Source organism: Thioclava arctica (assembly GCF_040892615.1).
GTDB lineage: Bacteria > Pseudomonadota > Alphaproteobacteria > Rhodobacterales > Rhodobacteraceae > Thioclava > Thioclava arctica.
The window spans coordinates 168,186-185,194 of the sequence record NZ_JBFRYC010000005.1 but is presented as its reverse complement, the minus strand read 5'-3'; the positions used below and the strand labels follow the sequence as shown (position 1 = coordinate 185,194).

General features: G+C 61.7%; 16 protein-coding genes. 7 read left to right on the top strand and 9 right to left on the bottom strand.

Translation table 11 applies throughout. The annotated features are described in order from the left end of the window. Positions 1-3 precede the first annotated feature (3 nt). Together AB4874_RS10665 and AB4874_RS10660 are read right to left on the bottom strand one after the other, a co-directional pair. Complete coding sequence (locus AB4874_RS10665; protein ID WP_368391972.1) at positions 4-897, bottom strand: TIM barrel protein; 894 nt, start codon at positions 895-897, stop codon at positions 4-6. Between the two features lie 13 nt (positions 898-910). Next, positions 911-2,020, bottom strand: coding sequence for a Gfo/Idh/MocA family protein (locus tag AB4874_RS10660; RefSeq protein WP_368391971.1), 1,110 nt, complete (start codon positions 2,018-2,020; stop codon positions 911-913). A gap of 129 nt (positions 2,021-2,149) precedes the next feature. Between AB4874_RS10660 and iolD the strand changes: the two genes are divergently transcribed. The 6 genes from iolD (at position 2,150) to AB4874_RS10630 (ending at position 9,724) form a co-directional block, all read left to right on the top strand. Continuing rightward, a complete protein-coding gene (gene iolD / locus AB4874_RS10655; RefSeq protein WP_368391970.1) occupies positions 2,150-4,018 on the top strand; it encodes a 3D-(3,5/4)-trihydroxycyclohexane-1,2-dione acylhydrolase (decyclizing) in 1,869 nt (622 codons plus the stop codon). After that, positions 4,018-4,995 (top strand): 5-dehydro-2-deoxygluconokinase, encoded by a 978-nt coding sequence (gene iolC, locus AB4874_RS10650; RefSeq protein ID WP_368391969.1) that lies wholly within the window; start codon positions 4,018-4,020, stop codon positions 4,993-4,995. Before iolD ends, iolC begins: the two co-directional genes overlap by 1 nt. A gap of 12 nt (positions 4,996-5,007) precedes the next feature. Next, positions 5,008-5,850 carry a 5-deoxy-glucuronate isomerase gene (locus AB4874_RS10645; RefSeq protein WP_368391968.1) on the top strand — a complete coding sequence of 281 codons (843 nt, stop codon included), beginning with the start codon at positions 5,008-5,010 and terminating at the stop codon, positions 5,848-5,850. Next, the gene (locus AB4874_RS10640; RefSeq protein ID WP_295533018.1) at positions 5,847-6,677 is read left to right on the top strand and encodes a class II fructose-bisphosphate aldolase; all 831 of its coding nucleotides are present in this window, start codon (positions 5,847-5,849) and stop codon (positions 6,675-6,677) included. Before AB4874_RS10645 ends, AB4874_RS10640 begins: the two co-directional genes overlap by 4 nt. 1 nt (position 6,678) lies before the next feature. Next, positions 6,679-7,680, top strand: coding sequence for an inositol 2-dehydrogenase (gene iolG / locus AB4874_RS10635; RefSeq protein ID WP_368391967.1), 1,002 nt, complete (start codon positions 6,679-6,681; stop codon positions 7,678-7,680). A 310-nt stretch (positions 7,681-7,990) separates the two neighbouring features. Continuing rightward, complete coding sequence (locus AB4874_RS10630; protein WP_368391966.1) at positions 7,991-9,724, top strand: AMP-binding protein; 1,734 nt, start codon at positions 7,991-7,993, stop codon at positions 9,722-9,724. A gap of 82 nt (positions 9,725-9,806) precedes the next feature. Here the strand turns inward: AB4874_RS10630 and AB4874_RS10625 are convergent, their stop codons facing one another. The 7 genes from AB4874_RS10625 to AB4874_RS10595 all read right to left on the bottom strand — a co-directional run bounded on the left by AB4874_RS10625 (position 9,807) and on the right by AB4874_RS10595 (position 15,932). Continuing rightward, complete coding sequence (locus tag AB4874_RS10625) at positions 9,807-10,802, bottom strand: ABC transporter ATP-binding protein (RefSeq protein ID WP_368391965.1); 996 nt, start codon at positions 10,800-10,802, stop codon at positions 9,807-9,809. A gap of 13 nt (positions 10,803-10,815) precedes the next feature. Continuing rightward, positions 10,816-11,856, bottom strand: coding sequence for a Gfo/Idh/MocA family protein (locus AB4874_RS10620; RefSeq protein ID WP_368391964.1), 1,041 nt, complete (start codon positions 11,854-11,856; stop codon positions 10,816-10,818). Further along, positions 11,853-12,695: a carbohydrate ABC transporter permease gene (locus AB4874_RS10615; RefSeq protein WP_368391963.1), complete on the bottom strand. Its 843-nt coding sequence runs from the start codon at positions 12,693-12,695 to the stop codon at positions 11,853-11,855. The genes AB4874_RS10620 and AB4874_RS10615 overlap by 4 nt, the downstream gene beginning before the upstream one ends. Before the next feature lie 13 nt (positions 12,696-12,708). Next, positions 12,709-13,626, bottom strand: coding sequence for a carbohydrate ABC transporter permease (locus AB4874_RS10610; protein WP_295533012.1), 918 nt, complete (start codon positions 13,624-13,626; stop codon positions 12,709-12,711). 82 nt (positions 13,627-13,708) lie between these two features. Then, positions 13,709-14,962 carry an ABC transporter substrate-binding protein gene (locus AB4874_RS10605; protein WP_295533011.1) on the bottom strand — a complete coding sequence of 418 codons (1,254 nt, stop codon included), beginning with the start codon at positions 14,960-14,962 and terminating at the stop codon, positions 13,709-13,711. 32 nt (positions 14,963-14,994) lie between these two features. Continuing rightward, on the bottom strand, positions 14,995-15,699 hold the full coding sequence (locus tag AB4874_RS10600) for an N-acetylmuramic acid 6-phosphate etherase (protein WP_368391962.1): 705 nt from the start codon (positions 15,697-15,699) through the stop codon (positions 14,995-14,997). Further along, the gene (locus AB4874_RS10595) at positions 15,699-15,932 is read right to left on the bottom strand and encodes an N-acetylmuramic acid 6-phosphate etherase family protein (protein WP_368391961.1); all 234 of its coding nucleotides are present in this window, start codon (positions 15,930-15,932) and stop codon (positions 15,699-15,701) included. The genes AB4874_RS10600 and AB4874_RS10595 overlap by 1 nt, the downstream gene beginning before the upstream one ends. A 145-nt stretch (positions 15,933-16,077) precedes the next feature. On the opposite strand from AB4874_RS10595, the gene AB4874_RS10590 reads away from it, so the two are divergent. Beyond that, the gene (locus tag AB4874_RS10590) at positions 16,078-16,923 is read left to right on the top strand and encodes a glucosamine kinase nucleotide-binding domain-containing protein (protein WP_368391960.1); all 846 of its coding nucleotides are present in this window, start codon (positions 16,078-16,080) and stop codon (positions 16,921-16,923) included. The last annotated feature ends 86 nt before the right edge of the window (positions 16,924-17,009 follow it).

Here is a 17,009-nt window from a genome sequence, read left to right as displayed (position 1 = left end):
TCCTTAGTTAAATCCAATGGATTCAAGATATTTCCGGTTCTTTTTGGCGTCGCCAACGGGGTCCGGGTCCAGCAGCGGGTCGCAATCCTGCTCGACCGTGCACCAGCCCTCGAACCCCGCGTCCAGCAGCACTTGGCGCACGGCGGGAAAATCGACATCGCCCTGCCCGAGATTGCAGAAAATCCCCTGACCGCAGGCGTCGTAAAACCCGGTGCGCTGAGCCACAGCGCGGGCTTTGACCTGCGGGTCGATATCCTTGAAATGCATGTAAGAGATGCGGTCGATATGGCGCTTCATGAAGGCCACCGGGTCATAGCCCGCATAGGAATGGTGCCCGGTATCGAAGCAGATTTTCAAGATATCTTCATCGACCTCATCAAGCAGGCGTTCCAGTTCGGGTTCAAAATCCATAAAGCCCGCAGCATGGGCGTGAATGCCCACCGTCAACCCATAGTCTTGCGCCCCGATCCTTGCCGCCTGCGCGATCCGGTCGCGATAGGCAGCCCATTCGGACGCGTCCATCTGCTCGGCCTCAGCGGCGCGCCCGGCAGTGGGCGCGCGGCGCGGTGAGATGGAATCGATCAGCACCAGATGGCGCGCGCCATGGGCCTGCAACGCCTTGCAGGTGCGATGCGTGCCATCAAGCACATCGTCCCATTGCGCGGGGTCGTGAAAGGCGCGAAACACCACGCCGCCGATCAACTCAAGGTCATGCTTCGCCAGCGCCTCGCCCAAAATGGCGGGGTCTTCGGGCATGAAGCCGACGGGGCCAAGCTCGATCCCCTTATAGCCCGCATCGGCGCAATCCTGCAGCACCGATTGCCAACTCGGATTACGCGGGTCCTGCGCGAATTCGACACCCCATGAACAGGGCGCATTGCCAATTCTAATAGCCATTCTCTTGCCTCTCCTATCCGGAAAATGTCGCGATATCTTGCCATTTTTGCGCGCGCGCCGAGGCCATTGCGGCAGCGATCACCCGGTTCACCTCATGCCCGTCGCGAAAGGTCGGCCAGACCGGCGTCCCCGTCGCGATGGCACTTAAAAAGTCGCGCGCCTCGATGATGATCTGGTCCTGATAGCCGGTGCCGTGGCCGGGGCCTTGGCAGAAGGCGGCGTAATCGGGATGGGCGGGGCCCGTCAGGATCTTGGTAAACCCGCGCGTGGCCTCGGGCCCCTCGGCCCGATACAGCCACAGCGCGTTCTGGTCTTCTTGATCGAACCGGATTGCGCCTTTTGTGCCGGTGATTTCATAGGCATAGCCCATCTTTCGCCCCGTCGCGATGCGCGAGACATAGATCTGCCCCATCGCGCCATTTTCAAAGCGGCACATCATCTGGGCGTGATCGTCATTGTCGACGCGACCGCCGGGGCGGGTGGTGTGAACGGTCTCGATTTCGGCCATGACGCGCGCAATCGGCCCGATCAGCGCCAGCGCGGCGTTGAGGATATGCGGCGCCAGATCGCCCATCGTCCCATTGGCCGCGCCTTGCGTGCGCCAACTCGCCGGGGCCTGCGGGTCGGCGTAGAAATCCTCGGTATGCTCGGCGCGAAACCAGGTAATCTCGCCAATCTCGCCGCGCGCAATCAGCTCGCGCGCGAACTGGCTGGCGGGGGTGCGGATATAGTTGAACCCGACCATATTCGCCACGCCCGAGGCTTCGGCGGCTGCCACCATCTCGGCGCTGTCTTGCAGTGACGCACCCAGCGGTTTCTCGCAAAACACCGGCTTGCCCAGCGCAAACGCGGCCAGTGCCACGTCGCGATGGGTTTCCTGAGGGCTGGCGATGATCACCGCCTGCACAGCCGGGTCGTTGACCAGCACGCGCCAATCATCGGTGGCGCGTGTGAACCCATAGGCAGTGCGATAGCGTTCAGTACTTTGCGCGCTTGAGGCGCAGACCATTTCCAAATGCGGGCGCAGAGCAGGGTCGAATACCGCCCCGACGGCGGACATCGCCACCGCATGGGCCTTACCCATATAGCCCCCGCCCAGAATACCAATCCCGATCCGAGACACCGCAACCTCCTCCGAGATCTTGAATTACAATTTGCAACCGGTTGCAAAAGTTGTATCCTGAGAATCGTAACCCCGCAAGCTGTGTTCGGCATCCGTCCGAATTTTCCCGACAAAAAGGTTCGCGCTGACATGACAACGCCGACAGACACAATTCGCCTGACCACCGCCCAAGCGATCATCCGCTGGCTTTCCAATCAGTTCATCGAGATCGACGGGCAAGAGCTGCGCCTGTGCGGCGGGGGTTTTGGCATTTTCGGCCATGGCAATGTGACGTGCTTGGGTGAGGCGCTGCACGGGGTGCAGGACGCGTTGCCGCTTTATCGTGGCCAGAATGAGCAGAGCATGGGGTTCGCGGCGGCGGGCTATGCCAAGCAATGGCTGCGTCAGCGTTTTATGTTTTGCACCGCGAGTGCCGGGCCGGGCACCTCGAATCTACTGACGGCGGCGGCTTTGGCCCATGCCAACCGGCTGCCGATGCTGTTGCTGTGTGGCGATACGTTCATCACCCGCCTGCCCGACCCAGTCTTGCAGCAGATGGAGAATTTTTCCGACCCGACCTTCGGGGTGAATGACGCGTTCAAGCCGGTCGTGCGCTACTGGGACCGCATCTGTCACCCGGCGCAAATCCTGCAATCGCTGCCCAATGCGCTGGCCACGATGCTGGACCCAGCAGATTGCGGCCCGGCTTTCTTGGGGCTGCCCCAAGATGTGCAGGGCTGGAGCTATGACTATCCGGCCGCGTTCTTTGCCAAGAAGGTTCATCGTATCCGCCGCCAGGCCCCCGACCCCGCCGAAATCGCAGATGCGGTGGCGCTGCTGAAATCGGCAAAGCGCCCGATGATCATCGCAGGCGGCGGGGTCCAATATTCCCGCGCGGTCGAAGCGCTGACCCAATTCGCCGAGACCCACCAGGTCCCCGTGGTCGAAACCATCGCCGGGCGCGCCAATCTGACGGCCACGCATCCGCTCAATATCGGACCGATCGGGGTGACGGGATCAGACAGCGCCAACGCGATTGCCGAGCAGGCCGATGTGATCCTTGCCATCGGCACGCGCTTGCAAGATTTCACAACCGGGTCGTGGACCGCCTTTGCGCAGAATGCGCAGATCATTGCGATCAACGCCGCGCGCCATGATGCGATGAAACATTTCTCCCTGCCGGTGGTGGGTGATGCGCGCGTTTCGCTTGCGGCGCTGGCAGAGGCGCTCGATTATACCGCGCCCCCCAAGTGGGTCAGCGGGGCGCAGGATGAGCGCAAGACTTGGGATGCGTATGTTGCCAAGAACGTCGCCGCCGGCAATCGCCCCAATTCCTATGCGCAGGCGATTGGCGTGGTGAATGCGCTCTGCGATCCGCGCGACCGTGTGGTGGCCGCTGCTGGCGGGCTGCCTGCCGAAGTCACAGCGAATTGGCGCACACTGGATATCGGCACGGTCGATGTGGAATTCGGCTTTTCCTGCATGGGCTACGAAATCGCAGGCGCTTGGGGCGCACGCATCGCGCAATCCGAACGCGAACCCGATCAGGACGTCATCACTTTCTGCGGCGACGGGTCCTACATGATGCTGAATTCCGATATTTACTCCTCGGTCCTCAGCCAGAAAAAGCTGATCGTGCTGGTGCTGGACAATGGCGGCTTTGCGGTGATCAACAAGCTGCAAAACAACACCGGCAACGAGAGCTTCAACAACCTGCTCGCCGATTGTCCGACCATCCCCGAACCGTTCGGCGTTGATTTCGTGGCCCATGCCACGGCAATGGGGGCGGCGGCAGAAAAAGTCGCCAACCCCGCCGAGCTAGCCGAGGCCTTTCGGCGCGCCAAGGCCTCGGAGAAAACCTATGTGATCGTGATGGATGTCGACCCTTACGAGGGCTGGACCACGCAAGGCCATGCTTGGTGGGAGGTCGGCACGCCACAAGTGTCTGACAGCGCGAAGGTGCGCGACGCGCATGAGGACTGGGAATCCAGTCGCCACAAACAGCGGCAGGGTGTGTGATGGTGCTCGCCGCAATCGCCAAGCGCGATTTCCTGGTGCTCGGCCGGGTGGGCATGGACCTGACACCGGACCCGCCCGGCGCGCGTCTGCGCGAGGCCCAAACCATGATGGTCGCGATGGGCGGCAGTGCGGCCAATATTGCGGCGGGGCTGGTCAAGCTGGGCTGCAAGGCCGCGCTGATGACCTGCGTGTCCGATGACGCGGTGGGCTGGTATTGCGAGGCTCAGCTTGATGCCTATGGCGTGGACCGTTCGCTGGTGAAGCGCATCCGGGGCGAGCAACGCACCTCTCTGGCGCTCTATGAAACGCGCATGGAAGAGCATCAAAGCGTCATCTATCGCAACAATGCCGCCGATTTCCAAATGAGCCTGGCCGATGCCGAGGCGGTGGATTTCTCGCGCTATGGCGCGCTGGTCTCAGCGGGCACCATCTTTGCCGCTGAACCCTCGCGCAGTGCGGCGTTTCGGGCGTTTGAAATGGCGCGCGCGGCCGGGCTGGCGATCATTTTCGATGTCGATTACCGCCCCTATAGCTGGCCTTCTCCGCAGGTCGCGCAAGACGTTCTTTCGCGCGCCGCAGCGCTGTCTGACGTGATCGTGGGCAATGACGAAGAGTTCGGCTTCATGGCCGGGGGGATCGCGCAGGGCATGGACAAGGCGCGCGACCTGGCGGGCTCGGGTGCGGCGATCGTGGTTTATAAGATGGGGCCGCAAGGCTCGGTCACGTTTGCCGATGGCGCAGCGCTGCGCAGCGGCATCTTCCCCACCACCGCGCTCAAACCCACCGGGGCGGGCGACAGCTTCATGGCCGGGTTCCTCGACGCGCTCTCACGGGGGCGACCCTTGGGCGAGGCGGTGCTGCGCGGTTCGGCCTGCGCCTCAATCGTCGTGTCGCGACCCGGCTGCGCCCCCGCCATGCCCGACACACCCGAGCTGGATGCCTATCTCGCCACCCATCCCGGCCCAACACAAAGCTGAATAGGAGACGCCATGCATATCGCGCCCCATGACAACCAGAACAAGCCCATCGTGGACGTCGATCACGACCTCGTCCCGCTGAACTATTTCAACATCATCAAGCTGAAGAAGGGCGAGAGTTTCGACTATGCCGTGCCCGGCTATGAAACCTGCGTGGTGCCCGCCACCGGCACGGTCGATGTGGATGTCGAAGGCGCAGTGTATGAAGGGATCGGCAACCGCACCGTGGATGTCTGGGATGGCGAGCCCGAGGGCGTTTACGTTCCCGTCGGCACCCGCGTGCGCATCACCTGTCTTACGGACAACACGGAGACCTTCATCGCAGGGGCGAAATACGACAAGGTGCTTGAACCCTTCGATGTGCGCGCCGATGCGCTTGATAAGGTGCAATACGGCTCGGATGACACCAAGACCCATCGCAAGATCAAGCATATCCTTGGCAGCAAGCATCACGACAAGGTCGGTCGTCTGCTGGTGAGTGAGCTGTACACCGTGGGGCAAGGCGGCTGGTCGGGCTTCCCAAGCCACAAGCATGACACTGACCGTCTGCCCGACGAGACGCGCCATGACGAGACCTACAACTTCCGCTTCCGCCCCGATTACGGCTCGGGGCTACAGATGCTGCAGCGCGAGGATAACAAGCCGGGCGATGCCTATCACATCATGGATCGCTCGACGATCCTGATCGATAAGGGCTATCACCCCTGCGCGGTGCTGCCGGGCTACGAGATGTATTACTTCACCATCCTCGGCGGGCTGAGCCAGCGCAGCCTGAAGCAGTATTTCCAACCCACCCATGCCGCCCAACTGCACACTATTCCGGGCATCATGGACATGGTGGCAAAGTTCAAATGAGCCTTGTAACCCTTGCCGATGTCTTGCAGCCCGCGCTGCGCCAGCACCATGCGGTGGCCGGATTGGTCACGCTGGGCTGGGAGGATATGCGCGCCTATGTCGCCGCCGCCGAGGCCGAGGGCGTGGCGGTGATCCTGCAAGCCGGGCCATCGTGCCGCGCCCACACGCCGCTGCCGATCCTTGGCCAGATGTTTCGCTACTTGGCCGAGGGGGCCAGCGTGCCCGTCGTCGCCCATCTCGATCACGGCTACACCTTTGAGGAGTGCAAGGAGGCCATTGAGTGCGGCTTCACTTCGGTGATGTTTGACGGCTCGCGAAAGCCGCTGGCGCAAAATATCGACGAGACGGCGGCAATCGCGGAATTGGCCCATGCGACGGGTGTCTCCTGCGAAGGTGAGATCGGCTTTGTCGGGTATTCGGGCGGCGAAGGATCAGCCGGCACCGACCCAGACGAAGCCGCGCGTTTCGCCCGCGAAACTGGCGTCGATGCGATGGCGATTTCTGTGGGCAATGTGCATTTGCAGCAGGGTAAAGAGGGCGGGCTGGATGAGTCCCGCATCCGCGCCATTGAGGCCCTGACCGAAGTGCCGCTGGTGATCCATGGCGGCTCGGGCGTGCCGGTGGCGCAGCGCCGGGCGCTGGCGCGCGGTTCGAAAATCTGCAAGTTCAATATCGGAACCGAGCTGCGCATGGCCTTTGGCGCTGCACTGCGACACGCGGTCAATGCCGATCCGGACCGCTTTGATCGGGTCCAGATTTTGAAGGAAACGCATGAACCTCTGGTCGCAGCCACGCGTCAGGTGCTGCAAGCGTTCAAGGGAGAGTAGAATGCTCAATATCGGGATTTTGGGATGTGGGCGGATCGGTCAGGTCCATGCCGGTTCAATCCGTCAGATCGACGGCGCAAGGATCACATCCGTCGCGGATGCGTTTCCCGAACCGGCTGCGGCGCTGGCCGCGCGCAGCGGGGCTCGCGTGATGGGGTCGTTAGAGCTGATCGAAAGCAGTGACGTCGATGCCGTGGTGATCGGCACGCCGACTGACACGCATTACGATCTGATCCATGCCGCCGCCGCGGCGGGCAAGGCGATATTTTGCGAAAAACCAGTGGATATGTCGGCTGCGCGCATCAAGGATTGCATCAAGGCCGTGGAGCGCGCGGGCGTGCCCTTCCTGACCGCCTTCAACCGCCGCTTCGATCCGAATTTCGCCAATCTGCAAGCCCGGATCGCGGCTGACGAAATCGGCGCAGTCGAGATCGTGACAATCCTGTCACGCGACCCCGCGCCGCCGCCGATCAGCTATATCCAAAGCTCGGGCGGGCTGTTTCGCGATATGATGATCCATGATCTCGACATGGCGCGGTTTCTGCTGGGCGGGGACGAACCGGTCTCGGTCTATGCCACGGGCGCGGCACTCGTTGATCCCGCGATTGGGGCTGCTGGGGATGTCGACACAGCGGCGGTAATTTTGACGACGGCCTCGGGCAAGATCTGCCAGATTTCGAATTCGCGCCGTGCCAGCTATGGCTATGATCAACGCATTGAGGTGCATGGCGCGCGCGGCATGTTGCGCGCAGAAAACATGCTTGAAAACACGGTCGAGATCGCAACCGATGCGGGCTTTCGCAAAGCCCCCGCACAGCATTTTTTCCTAGAACGCTACGCCGCCGCCTATCGTGCCGAGATGGCCTATTTCCTGCATGCGGTGCGCGAGGGCGGGTCGATCACGCCCGGCATTCTCGATGGGCTGCGCGCGCAAGAATTGGCCGATGCAGCCGCTTTGTCTTTGGCACAGGGACGACCAGTCTCGTTGGCAAATGAGGGCTGAAAACCAACCTGACACCCGATAGGTTGGCCTTATACCCGGCTGCCCGGTGATGCCCCTTTTGCAGCGATCCCCGGGCATGGCGATGCTCACCCTCAGGGCGACCATTTGACCTCCACGCATGATCGAGCGCGCTCGTTTCCTAACGTGGCGCGCTTGCGCGGGCTTGAACACGCTTTCGCGACCTCGCCATGAAATCCTTGTCTCACGATCTGAGTCTTGCAAGAATTGAACCATTGTTCATTTAATGTGGGCAGCCCTTGGAGGGTCGTCGGTTTGCTGAACTGGCGATGGGGCGCAAGAGGAGGAAATCATGCAGACTGATAGCAACGGGAGCCAACGCTGTGGCGTCATCCCGCAACGCGGCTTGGCCCATGTCGCAGGGCCAACCGAGACCCCATTGATCGAAGACACAATTCCCGCTGTGCTGATCCGGACCGCCAATCTCTGGCCCGAGCGCGAAGCGGTGGTGTTTGCCGCAGAGGGCGTCAGATGGACTTGGGCAGAGTTTTCGGCGCGGATTGATCGGCTCGCTTGGGGATTGTTGCGGCTTGGTCTGGGGCATGGGGATCGGCTTGGGATTTGGGCGCCCAGCCGTTCAGAGTGGGTCCTGACGCAACTTGCGACTGCCCGGATCGGCGTGATCCTCGTCAATATCAACCCGGCCTATCGCCTTCACGAGCTGGAATTCGCGCTGAGAAAGACGGGCTGTCGCGCGCTGGTGCTGGCAGAGACGTTCAAAAGCTCTGACTATGTGGCGATGATCAACGGGCTTTCCCCGGAACTTGCGCGCTCACAACCCGGGCAACTCGAATGTCGCAAGCTGCCCGATCTGCGCGATGTGATTGTGTTGGGCGCGGCGCATCATCCCGGCTGCTACCGCTTTGTTGATGTTGAGGCGATGGGCGACGACTATGACCGAAGCGAACTTGACGCCATAACCGAGCGGCTTGATCGCAATGAGCCGATCAACATCCAGTTCACGTCCGGCACAACAGGTGCGCCCAAAGGGGCGACGCTGACGCATCGCAACATCATAAACAACGCGCATTTTGTGACCAACGCGATGAACGCGACCGAGGCTGATCGGATCTGCATCCCGGTGCCCTTTTATCATTGCTTCGGAATGGTAATGGGCACGCTGGGCTGCGTGACCAAGGGGGCAACCATTGTCGTGCCTGACGAGGGATTTGACGCCCAAGCGACGCTCACCTGTGTCGCAGCCGAACGCTGCACCGCGCTTTACGGCGTGCCCACCATGTTTGTGGCGATGCTCGAACATCCGGGCTTTGCGCAACATGATCTTTCATCGCTGCGCACCGGCATCATGGCGGGGGCCCCCTGCCCGATCGAGGTGATGAAGCAGGTGCAATCCAAGATGCACATGTCTGAAGTGACGATCGCTTATGGCATGACCGAGACGAGCCCGGTCTCGTTCCAATCAGCCACCAATACGCCCTTGGAAAAGCGGGTCACGTCGGTCGGGCAAGTTCAGCCGCATCTGGAGGTGAAGATCGTGCGCGAGGACGGCTCTCTCGCCAATGTCGGCGAGCAGGGGCAGCTGCTGACGCGCGGCTATTCGGTCATGTGCGGCTATTGGGACGAAGCCGAGCGCACCGCCGAAGCGCTGGATGCCGAGGGCTGGATGCAAACCGGCGATCTCGCGCGGATCGACGCCGAGGGTTATTGCAACATCACGGGCCGGGTAAAGGATATGATCCTGCGTGGCGGCGAAAATGTCTATCCGCGCGAGATCGAGGAGTTCCTCTATACCCATCCCGATATCAGTCAGGTGCAGGTTTTTGGCATTCCCGATCACAAATATGGAGAGATCGTTGCCGCCTGGATCGTGGCGCGCGCCGGGGCTGTGCTTTGCGAAGATGACATCAAGGATTTCTGTCGTGACCAGATCGCCCATTTCAAAGTGCCTGCGGTGATCCGGTTCAAGGACGACTTGCCGATGACGGTCTCGGGCAAGCCTCAGAAATTCGTCATGCGCGATGCGATGATCGAGGAATTGAGCTTGGAGGTGGAGCAAACCGCCTGACCTGTCCGCTCCGCGCCCGACGATATGAGGCTCGGGCGCGGAGCAGCAAAGCCGAGTTGGTAGCGCTTTGGGATATGCGCCTTTAACGCATCCGCTGGCCTTCGGCGTCGAAGTGAAAGCGCCGCGCCGGGTCGGGGCTGATTTTCACGCCAGCGTCGATATCGAAATCATGCTCGCCAAACAGCCGCACCGTCAGCAGCCCGTGCGGCCCGGTTTTGACATAGACATTGGTCTCGCCGCCGAGATGCTCGACATGGCTAATCGTGCCGTCGATCTCGCCGCTGTCGCCGATAACAAGATGCTCGGGGCGGATACCCACCGTCTCGCCCTGCAGCCCCAGCGCGCCAGCCTTGAGGAAATTCATCTGCGGCGAGCCGATGAACCCGGCAACGAAGGTGTTGGCCGGATCGTTATACAGCTCCATCGGGCGCCCGACCTGCGCCACCTTACCCGCATTGAGCACCACGATCCGATCCGCCAGCGTCATCGCCTCGACCTGATCATGGGTGACATAGACCATCGTTGCGCCCAGTTCGTAATGCAGTCGTGCGATCTCGATCCGGGTGGCCACGCGCAGCGCCGCGTCAAGGTTGGACAGCGGCTCGTCAAACAGGAACAGCTTGGGGCGGCGCACGATGGCGCGACCGATGGCGACGCGCTGACGCTGTCCACCCGACAGTTCGGCCGGGCGACGATCCAGCAGCGTTTCGAGCGACAGCATTTGCGCCGAATTGATCACCGCCTGCGTGACTTCGGCCTTGCTGGCCCCGGCGCGTTTCATCGCCAGCCCCATATTGTCGCGCACGTTGAGATGCGGATAAAGCGCGTAGCTTTGAAACACCATCGCGATCTCGCGCTTGCTCGGCGGCAGCAGGTTGACCCGTTTCCCGTCGATCATCACATCGCCCGAGGTCACGTCCTCAAGCCCCGCGATCATCCGCAGCAGGGTGGATTTCCCGCAGCCCGAGGGGCCGACGAAGACGCAGAACTCGCCGTCCTGCACCTCAAGATCGACGCCCTTGATCACCTCGGTCTTGCCGAAGCTCTTGGTCACGTTGCTAAGTGTCAGCGAACCCATGGGCGGGTCTCCTTCAGATCTGGATCGGGTCAAGCGTGACCGCGCGCCCCGAGCGCACGCTGTCATCAGCGGCAAGGCAGACGGCGAGCGATGTCACCGCCTCGTTCAGGTGGCGCGAAAGGTCGAGATCCTCGGCGATGGCGCGGGCAACAAATGCCGCTTCGCGATCGCAGAGCGCCTGATGACCCGGTTCATCCGCCATCGAAATATCCTGATCGGGCTGACCCACGCGGTGCAGTCGCAAAGTAGACGTCTTGGTATGGGTCTCGATATCATCGGATTTCGCACTTTCAGGCATCCGGATCGAAACCGCGCCATTGGGGCTGACGACATCTTTCACGAAAAACGCCGTGTCCGAGATCATTGGTCCCCAGCCGGCCTCATACCAGCCGGTCGAGCCATCCTCGAAAAGCACCTGGAAATGGCCGTAATTATACATATCCTCTGCGATCTCACTCGACAGCCGCACGCCCATGCCACGCACCTCGCGGGGGCGGGCATCGGTGATTTGCAACATCACATCGACATAATGCACGCCGCAATCGACGATGGGCGGGGTGGACTGCATCAGAGCCTTATGCACCTCCCATGTCGGGCCGGTGGATTGCTGGTTGAGATTGAACCGAAACACATAGGGCGCGCCCAGATCCCGCGCCTCCGAGATCAGCCGCTGCCAGCTTGGATGATGGCGCAGGATATAGCCCACGACGCATTTGCGACCTGTATCGCGTGCCGTGCGCGCCACCCTCAGCGCATCCTCCACCGTGGTGGCGAGCGGCTTTTCGACGAAGACATGCGCGCCTGCTTGCATCGCCGCAACGGCCAGATCCGCATGACTGTCCGAATAGGTGGCGATGGCCACCAGATCCGGCTTCAGCTCGGCCAATGCGGCTGCGAAATCGTGGCTCAGCGGATAGCCAGTCAGCGCATCGGGCAAAGCGGGCGCGGAGCGGTTGACCAGCCCCACCACCTCGAACTCCGGGTTCGCATGATAGGCCAGCGCATGCGACAGCCCCATATTACCAAGGCCGACAACGAGGGTTCGAATACTCATTTAACCGCTCCCGAGGTGATCCCACGGATCAGTTGCCGTGAGAAGATCAAGTACAGCACCAGCACCGGCAAGATCGCCAAAGACAGCGAGGCCAGAACCGCATTCCAGTTGGTGACATATTGGCCGATAAAGGTCTGCGCGCCCAAGGTGACGGTCTTGGTGGATTCCGAGGGCGCAAGGATCAGCGGGAACCACAGATCGTTCCAGATCGGGATCATCGTGAACACCGCCACCGTCGCCATTGCGGGGCGCACCAGCGGCAGCACGAGGGTGAAGAAAATCCAATATTCGCTCAGCCCGTCGATCCGACCCGCATTCTTGAGGTCGTCCGACACCGTGCGCATGAATTCCGACAGGATGAAGATCGCCAGCGGCAGGCCCTGCGCCGTATAGACCAGGATCAGCGAAGTCAGCGTGTTTGTCAGATGCGCCGCCGCCATCAGCTTCAGGATCGCCACCGTGCCCAGCCGGATCGGGATCATGATGCCGATGGCAAGGTAAAGCCCCATCAAAAAATTGCCCCGAAAGCGATATTCCGACAGCGCAAAGGCCGCCATCGCCCCGAAGACCAGCACCAGCGCCAGAGACACCACCGTCACGATCATGGAATTTCCGAAATAAAGCGGGAAATTGCCCTGAGTGAGCACCGTCTGGAACCCGACAAGATCGAACGTGTCGGGACCCGGCAGGGCCAGCGGCTCACGGAAGATCGCCTTGCGAGACTTCATCGAGTTGATCAGGATCACGAAGACCGGGAATAATGCGATCAGCGTGTAAAGGATCAGCGCGGTGTGCACCGCCACCGTCCGCGGCATCGAGGTTCTTGCGCTTATGCTCATGGCTCGTCGCTCCTCAGAACTGGTAGCGACGCAGCCGCCGCTGGATGCCGAACAGGTAAAGACACACGCCGATCAGGATGATGAAGAACATCACCGAGGCAATGGTCGCGCCCATGTTCGGATCGCCAAGCTGGAGCTGGAAGCCGAAAAAGGTGCGATACATGAACGTGCCCAGAATATCGGTTGAGAAATCTGGTCCGGCCAGCGCGCCCTGCGCGACATAGATCAGATCGAATGCGTTGAAATTGCCCACGAAGGTCAGGATCGAGATGATCCCGATTGAGGGCAGGATCAACGGTAGCTTGATCTTCCAGAACTGTGCCATCCCGGTGATACCGTCGACCTCGGCGGCCTCGATCACCTCTTCGGGGATCGACAGCAGCGCGGCATAGATCAGCATCATCGGGATGCCAATGAACTGCCAAACCGAGATCAGCGCAACGGTGGTCAGCGCGGTTGTCTCTTGCCCGAGCCACGGCTCAAAAAGATGACGCAGTCCGATTGCGGCCAGCATCGAGGGCGCGATGCCCCAGATCGGCGACAGGATCAGCTTCCAAACGAAGCCGACAATCACGAAACTCAGGATCGTAGGCACGAAGATGGCCGAACGATAAAGCGCGGCAAAGCGCAACCGGGGCAGCGACAAAAGCGCCGCCAGCGCGATCCCGACGGGGTTCTGAACCGCCATGTTGATCAGGAAGAACCAAACATTGTTCCAAAACGCATTCCAAAACTGCTCGGCCCAGTGCGCATCGCCGAACAGCGTGCGGAAATTCTCCAAACCGACGAATTTCGTGCCCGTCTCTGTCGCGGAATACAGCGACAGATCAAGGGTCGCGAAAAGGGGGATGATCATCACCAGCGTGTAAATCACCACCGCCGGGGCAAGAAATACCGCGATATGCCAGCGGAATGGCGTGCGCTCGGACATCAGCTCAGCCCTTTCGGTTTCGATGATTGGAAAACGGCGCGGGGACCGGGCGAGCGGGCAAGTGCCGCCCGCCCGGTTCGGCTCAGTTTTGCTGCGGCTTATACCAGCTCGCCAGATCCTTTTGCAGATCGGCGGCTGCCTCTTCGGGCGTCTGGGTGCCGTTCATCACATTGGCCGACGCCGCCCAAGTCGCGTTCTCCAGGTTCGGCGTGCCGCGCGAAAGGATCTGATAGGTCGAGCGGATCGTCGATTTGCAATCCTTGCGCCAGCTCAGGAACTCCTGCGCGAGCGGATCTTTCAGATCGACCGGGGCCGAATTCAGCGCGAAGAAACCGGGAAGAGAGTTCGCATAGATCTGCGCGAAGTCCTGACCACCCAGCCATTGCAGGAAGGTCATCGCCGCGTCCTTGTTCTTGCTCGCCGCGTTGAGCCCCATCGCATGGTCGGGCTGGTCCGAGATGTAGCAGGTGTCGCCAACTTTCTGCACCGGCGGCGCGAAGGCCCCCATCTTGAAATCGGCCTGCGCCTCAAAGCCCGGAATCTCCCACGAGCCAGCAGGATAGATCGCTGCGCGGCCCAGCGTGAACAGGTTCTGGCTGTCAGGATAGGTCTGCGCCTGATAGCCGTCGCCAAGGTAGTTCGACCATTTCGCGAGTTGCTTGAGCGGTTCGACCCAATCGGGATCGGTCAGCTTTTGGGTGCCCGCGATCAGTGCCTTGCGGCCCTCTTCGCCCTTCCAATAGGTCGGGCCGATATTCTGATAGCCCATCGTCGCGGCTTCCCACTGGTCATGGGTGCCCATGTCGAGCGGAATATAGCTGCCATCGGCTTTGATCTTGTCGAGGTCGGCATAGAATTCGTCCACCGTCTTGGGCGGGGTGATGCCCAGTTCGTCGAAGGCATCCTTGTTATAGATGAAGCCGTGAATCACCGAGGCCATCGGCATGCAGAACGTATGGGCCCCGTCATCGGTCTGCCACGCGGATTTGGCCACCTCGGGGAAGTTCTTCATCTCTGCCATGTCGCTCAGATCGGCAAGCTGACCCTTCTTGTACAGCGCCAGCGAGGCGTCATAGGGCCGACAGGTGATCAGGTCGCCCGCTGTGCCCGCGTCAAGCTTGGAGTTCAGCGCGGCATTGTATTCGGTGGGCGCAGAGGGGGCGAAGACCACCTTGATATCTGGATGGTCCTTCTCGAAGGCGGGAATGATCTCTTTCTGCCAGATGGGCAGGTCGTCATTGCGCCAACTCTCGATGGTGATCGTGGTCTCGGCCAGTGCTGCGTTGCCAGCCAGTGCCGTGCCCAGCAAAATAGCTGCGATTGCGTAGGATTTCATAGGTACCTCCGGGTTGCGGGCCAATAGGCCCTTTAAATGGATTGGGCCTTTGCGGCCTCTAGTTTGAGTTTTAGACGATCAAGTGCTGCCGCAAGATGCCCGCCGCTCGCGGCAAGCAGGTCTTGCGCCAGCTCCGGGCTGGCCCCGGTCGCGATCAGCACCGCCGGCTTGACCGCACCATCTGCCAGATCAAGCGCGCGCGCCGCGACCTCGGGCGGGGTGCCAGCGATCGCCGCCACCATGCCGGTGGCGCGGGCGCGCAGCTTCGTGTTATCGGCCGTGAGATTGACCATGTAGCCGTCATGAACATGGCCGAGCAGCAGCCCGATCTGGGTGGATATCATGTTAAGCGCGATCTTCTGCGCGCTGCCCGCGGCCATCCGGGTCGATCCCGAAACCAACTCGGCCCCGGTCTCTAGGGCGATGGCGATATCGGCGCGCTCCAACAGCGGCGAGCCCACGACATTCGCAATCCCGATCACGCTGGCACCGGCGGCCTGCGCCCCCTCGGCCACTACAAGCGTATAAGGCGTACGCCCCGACGCCGAGACACAGATCACCGCATCCGAAGGGCCAAGCGCGGCAGCGGCAAGATCGGCGCGGGCCAATTCGGGATCATCCTCGACCGCGCCGATCATGTGCGACAGGGCCGCTGTGCCGCCCGCGAACAAAATCGGCGTGCGCGCGGGCGCAATGCCGTAAGTGCCCGCGAGCTCAAGACAATCGGCCATCGCCATCAACCCGAACTGCCCGCGCCCGCATAAGCAAGCTTGCCGCCCGCCTGCAACGCTTGCGCCGCGCGCGCGGCGGCATCCGCAAGAGCGGGCAGCGCAAACTGCAGCGCACCGAGCGAGTCAAGCTGAGCCGAAAGCAGCCGCGCCATCACCTCGCGCGGCGGCAATGCGTGAAGCCCGGCCGATCCCTCGTGCCGGTCTTCGGTATGGCGCGCGCTGGCAGGCTGTGCGGTCATGCGAATCTCCCCCTTGGTGGCGAATGATGCCAAAATAATACCAATTGTCCAGGTGAAAGGAGGATTTTGTGAAATTTACCCGATGAACCTCATCCATCTTGCGAAATGGTATTCATTTGGTATGGTCTTGGTCAATGGAGGGCGCATGCGCATATTTCTGGGAATCGATGGCGGTGGTAGCGGGTGTCGCGCGGTAATCGGCGACGATGCCGGTCACGTGATCGGACGCGGTGAGGCCGGTCCGGCCAATATCGTGTCAGACCCCGAAGGCGCACGCGCCAATATCCTGACGGCGGCGCGCATGGCGCTTGGCGACGCGGGCAAACCTGAGGATCTGCACGCCGTGCTGGGTCTAGCGGGCGGCAATCTGGCCGCAGCCGCGCAGACGTTGGCCGCACAGTTGCCCTTTGCCAGCGCGCGCGTCCTGTGGGACGCGCAAACGGCGGCCGAAGGTGCGCTGGCCGGGCGCGACGGGATCGTCGCGGCGCTTGGCACCGGGTCAGTCTTTGCCCGGCGCGTGAAAGGCGATCTGCGGATGACGGGCGGCTGGGGGCTTGCGGTCGGGGACGAGGGCAGCGGCGCTTGGCTGGGGCGCGCGATGATGAGCCGCGCGCTTTGGGCACATGACGGGTTGATCGAGATGACGCCATTCCTGCGCGACCTGCTGGACGATATGGGTGGGGCCGAAGCCATGGCGGGATTTGCGGCCTCGGCGCGCCCTGTCGATTTCGCCCAGCACGCGCGCCGTATGCTCGAACGACCCGAAGATTCTGCAGTTCAGGCGCTATTGGTCGAAGCCGAGGCTTGGGTGCTGCGCCGGCTCGAACATTTGCAACCCGAAGCAGCGCGGCTTCCGGTCTGTTTCACAGGCGGGCTCGGCCCGATCTTTGCCGCGCGTCTGGGCGATCGACTGGGCGTCGATTTGCTTGAACCGCGCGGAACCGGGCTTGACGGGGCGCTGATGCTGGCGCGCGCGGGGGGCGTGACATGAGTGATAAGCACATGAGTGATCAGGGCATGAAAACACCGGAGTTGGGCGATGTCAGCGCGCGGATCTTTTCCGCCGAGGGGTTCGAT

Bases quoted from the DNA above. Each gene is read 5' to 3' on its own strand.
- iolG (WP_368391967.1), top strand. From the start codon at position 6,679: ATGCTCAATATCGGGATTTTGGGATGTGGGCGGATCGGTCAGGTCCAT.
- AB4874_RS10665 (WP_368391972.1), bottom strand. From the start codon at position 897: ATGGCTATTAGAATTGGCAATGCGCCCTGTTCATGGGGTGTCGAATTC.
- AB4874_RS10600 (WP_368391962.1), bottom strand. From the start codon at position 15,699: ATGGCGATGGCCGATTGTCTTGAGCTCGCGGGCACTTACGGCATTGCG.
- AB4874_RS10645 (WP_368391968.1), top strand. From the start codon at position 5,008: ATGCATATCGCGCCCCATGACAACCAGAACAAGCCCATCGTGGACGTC.
- AB4874_RS10620 (WP_368391964.1), bottom strand. From the start codon at position 11,856: ATGAGTATTCGAACCCTCGTTGTCGGCCTTGGTAATATGGGGCTGTCG.
- AB4874_RS10595 (WP_368391961.1), bottom strand. From the start codon at position 15,932: ATGACCGCACAGCCTGCCAGCGCGCGCCATACCGAAGACCGGCACGAG.
- AB4874_RS10640 (WP_295533018.1), top strand. From the start codon at position 5,847: ATGAGCCTTGTAACCCTTGCCGATGTCTTGCAGCCCGCGCTGCGCCAG.
- AB4874_RS10610 (WP_295533012.1), bottom strand. From the start codon at position 13,626: ATGTCCGAGCGCACGCCATTCCGCTGGCATATCGCGGTATTTCTTGCC.
- AB4874_RS10615 (WP_368391963.1), bottom strand. From the start codon at position 12,695: ATGAGCATAAGCGCAAGAACCTCGATGCCGCGGACGGTGGCGGTGCAC.
- iolD (WP_368391970.1), top strand. From the start codon at position 2,150: ATGACAACGCCGACAGACACAATTCGCCTGACCACCGCCCAAGCGATC.
- iolC (WP_368391969.1), top strand. From the start codon at position 4,018: ATGGTGCTCGCCGCAATCGCCAAGCGCGATTTCCTGGTGCTCGGCCGG.
- AB4874_RS10590 (WP_368391960.1), top strand. From the start codon at position 16,078: ATGCGCATATTTCTGGGAATCGATGGCGGTGGTAGCGGGTGTCGCGCG.
- AB4874_RS10625 (WP_368391965.1), bottom strand. From the start codon at position 10,802: ATGGGTTCGCTGACACTTAGCAACGTGACCAAGAGCTTCGGCAAGACC.
- AB4874_RS10630 (WP_368391966.1), top strand. From the start codon at position 7,991: ATGCAGACTGATAGCAACGGGAGCCAACGCTGTGGCGTCATCCCGCAA.
- AB4874_RS10605 (WP_295533011.1), bottom strand. From the start codon at position 14,962: ATGAAATCCTACGCAATCGCAGCTATTTTGCTGGGCACGGCACTGGCT.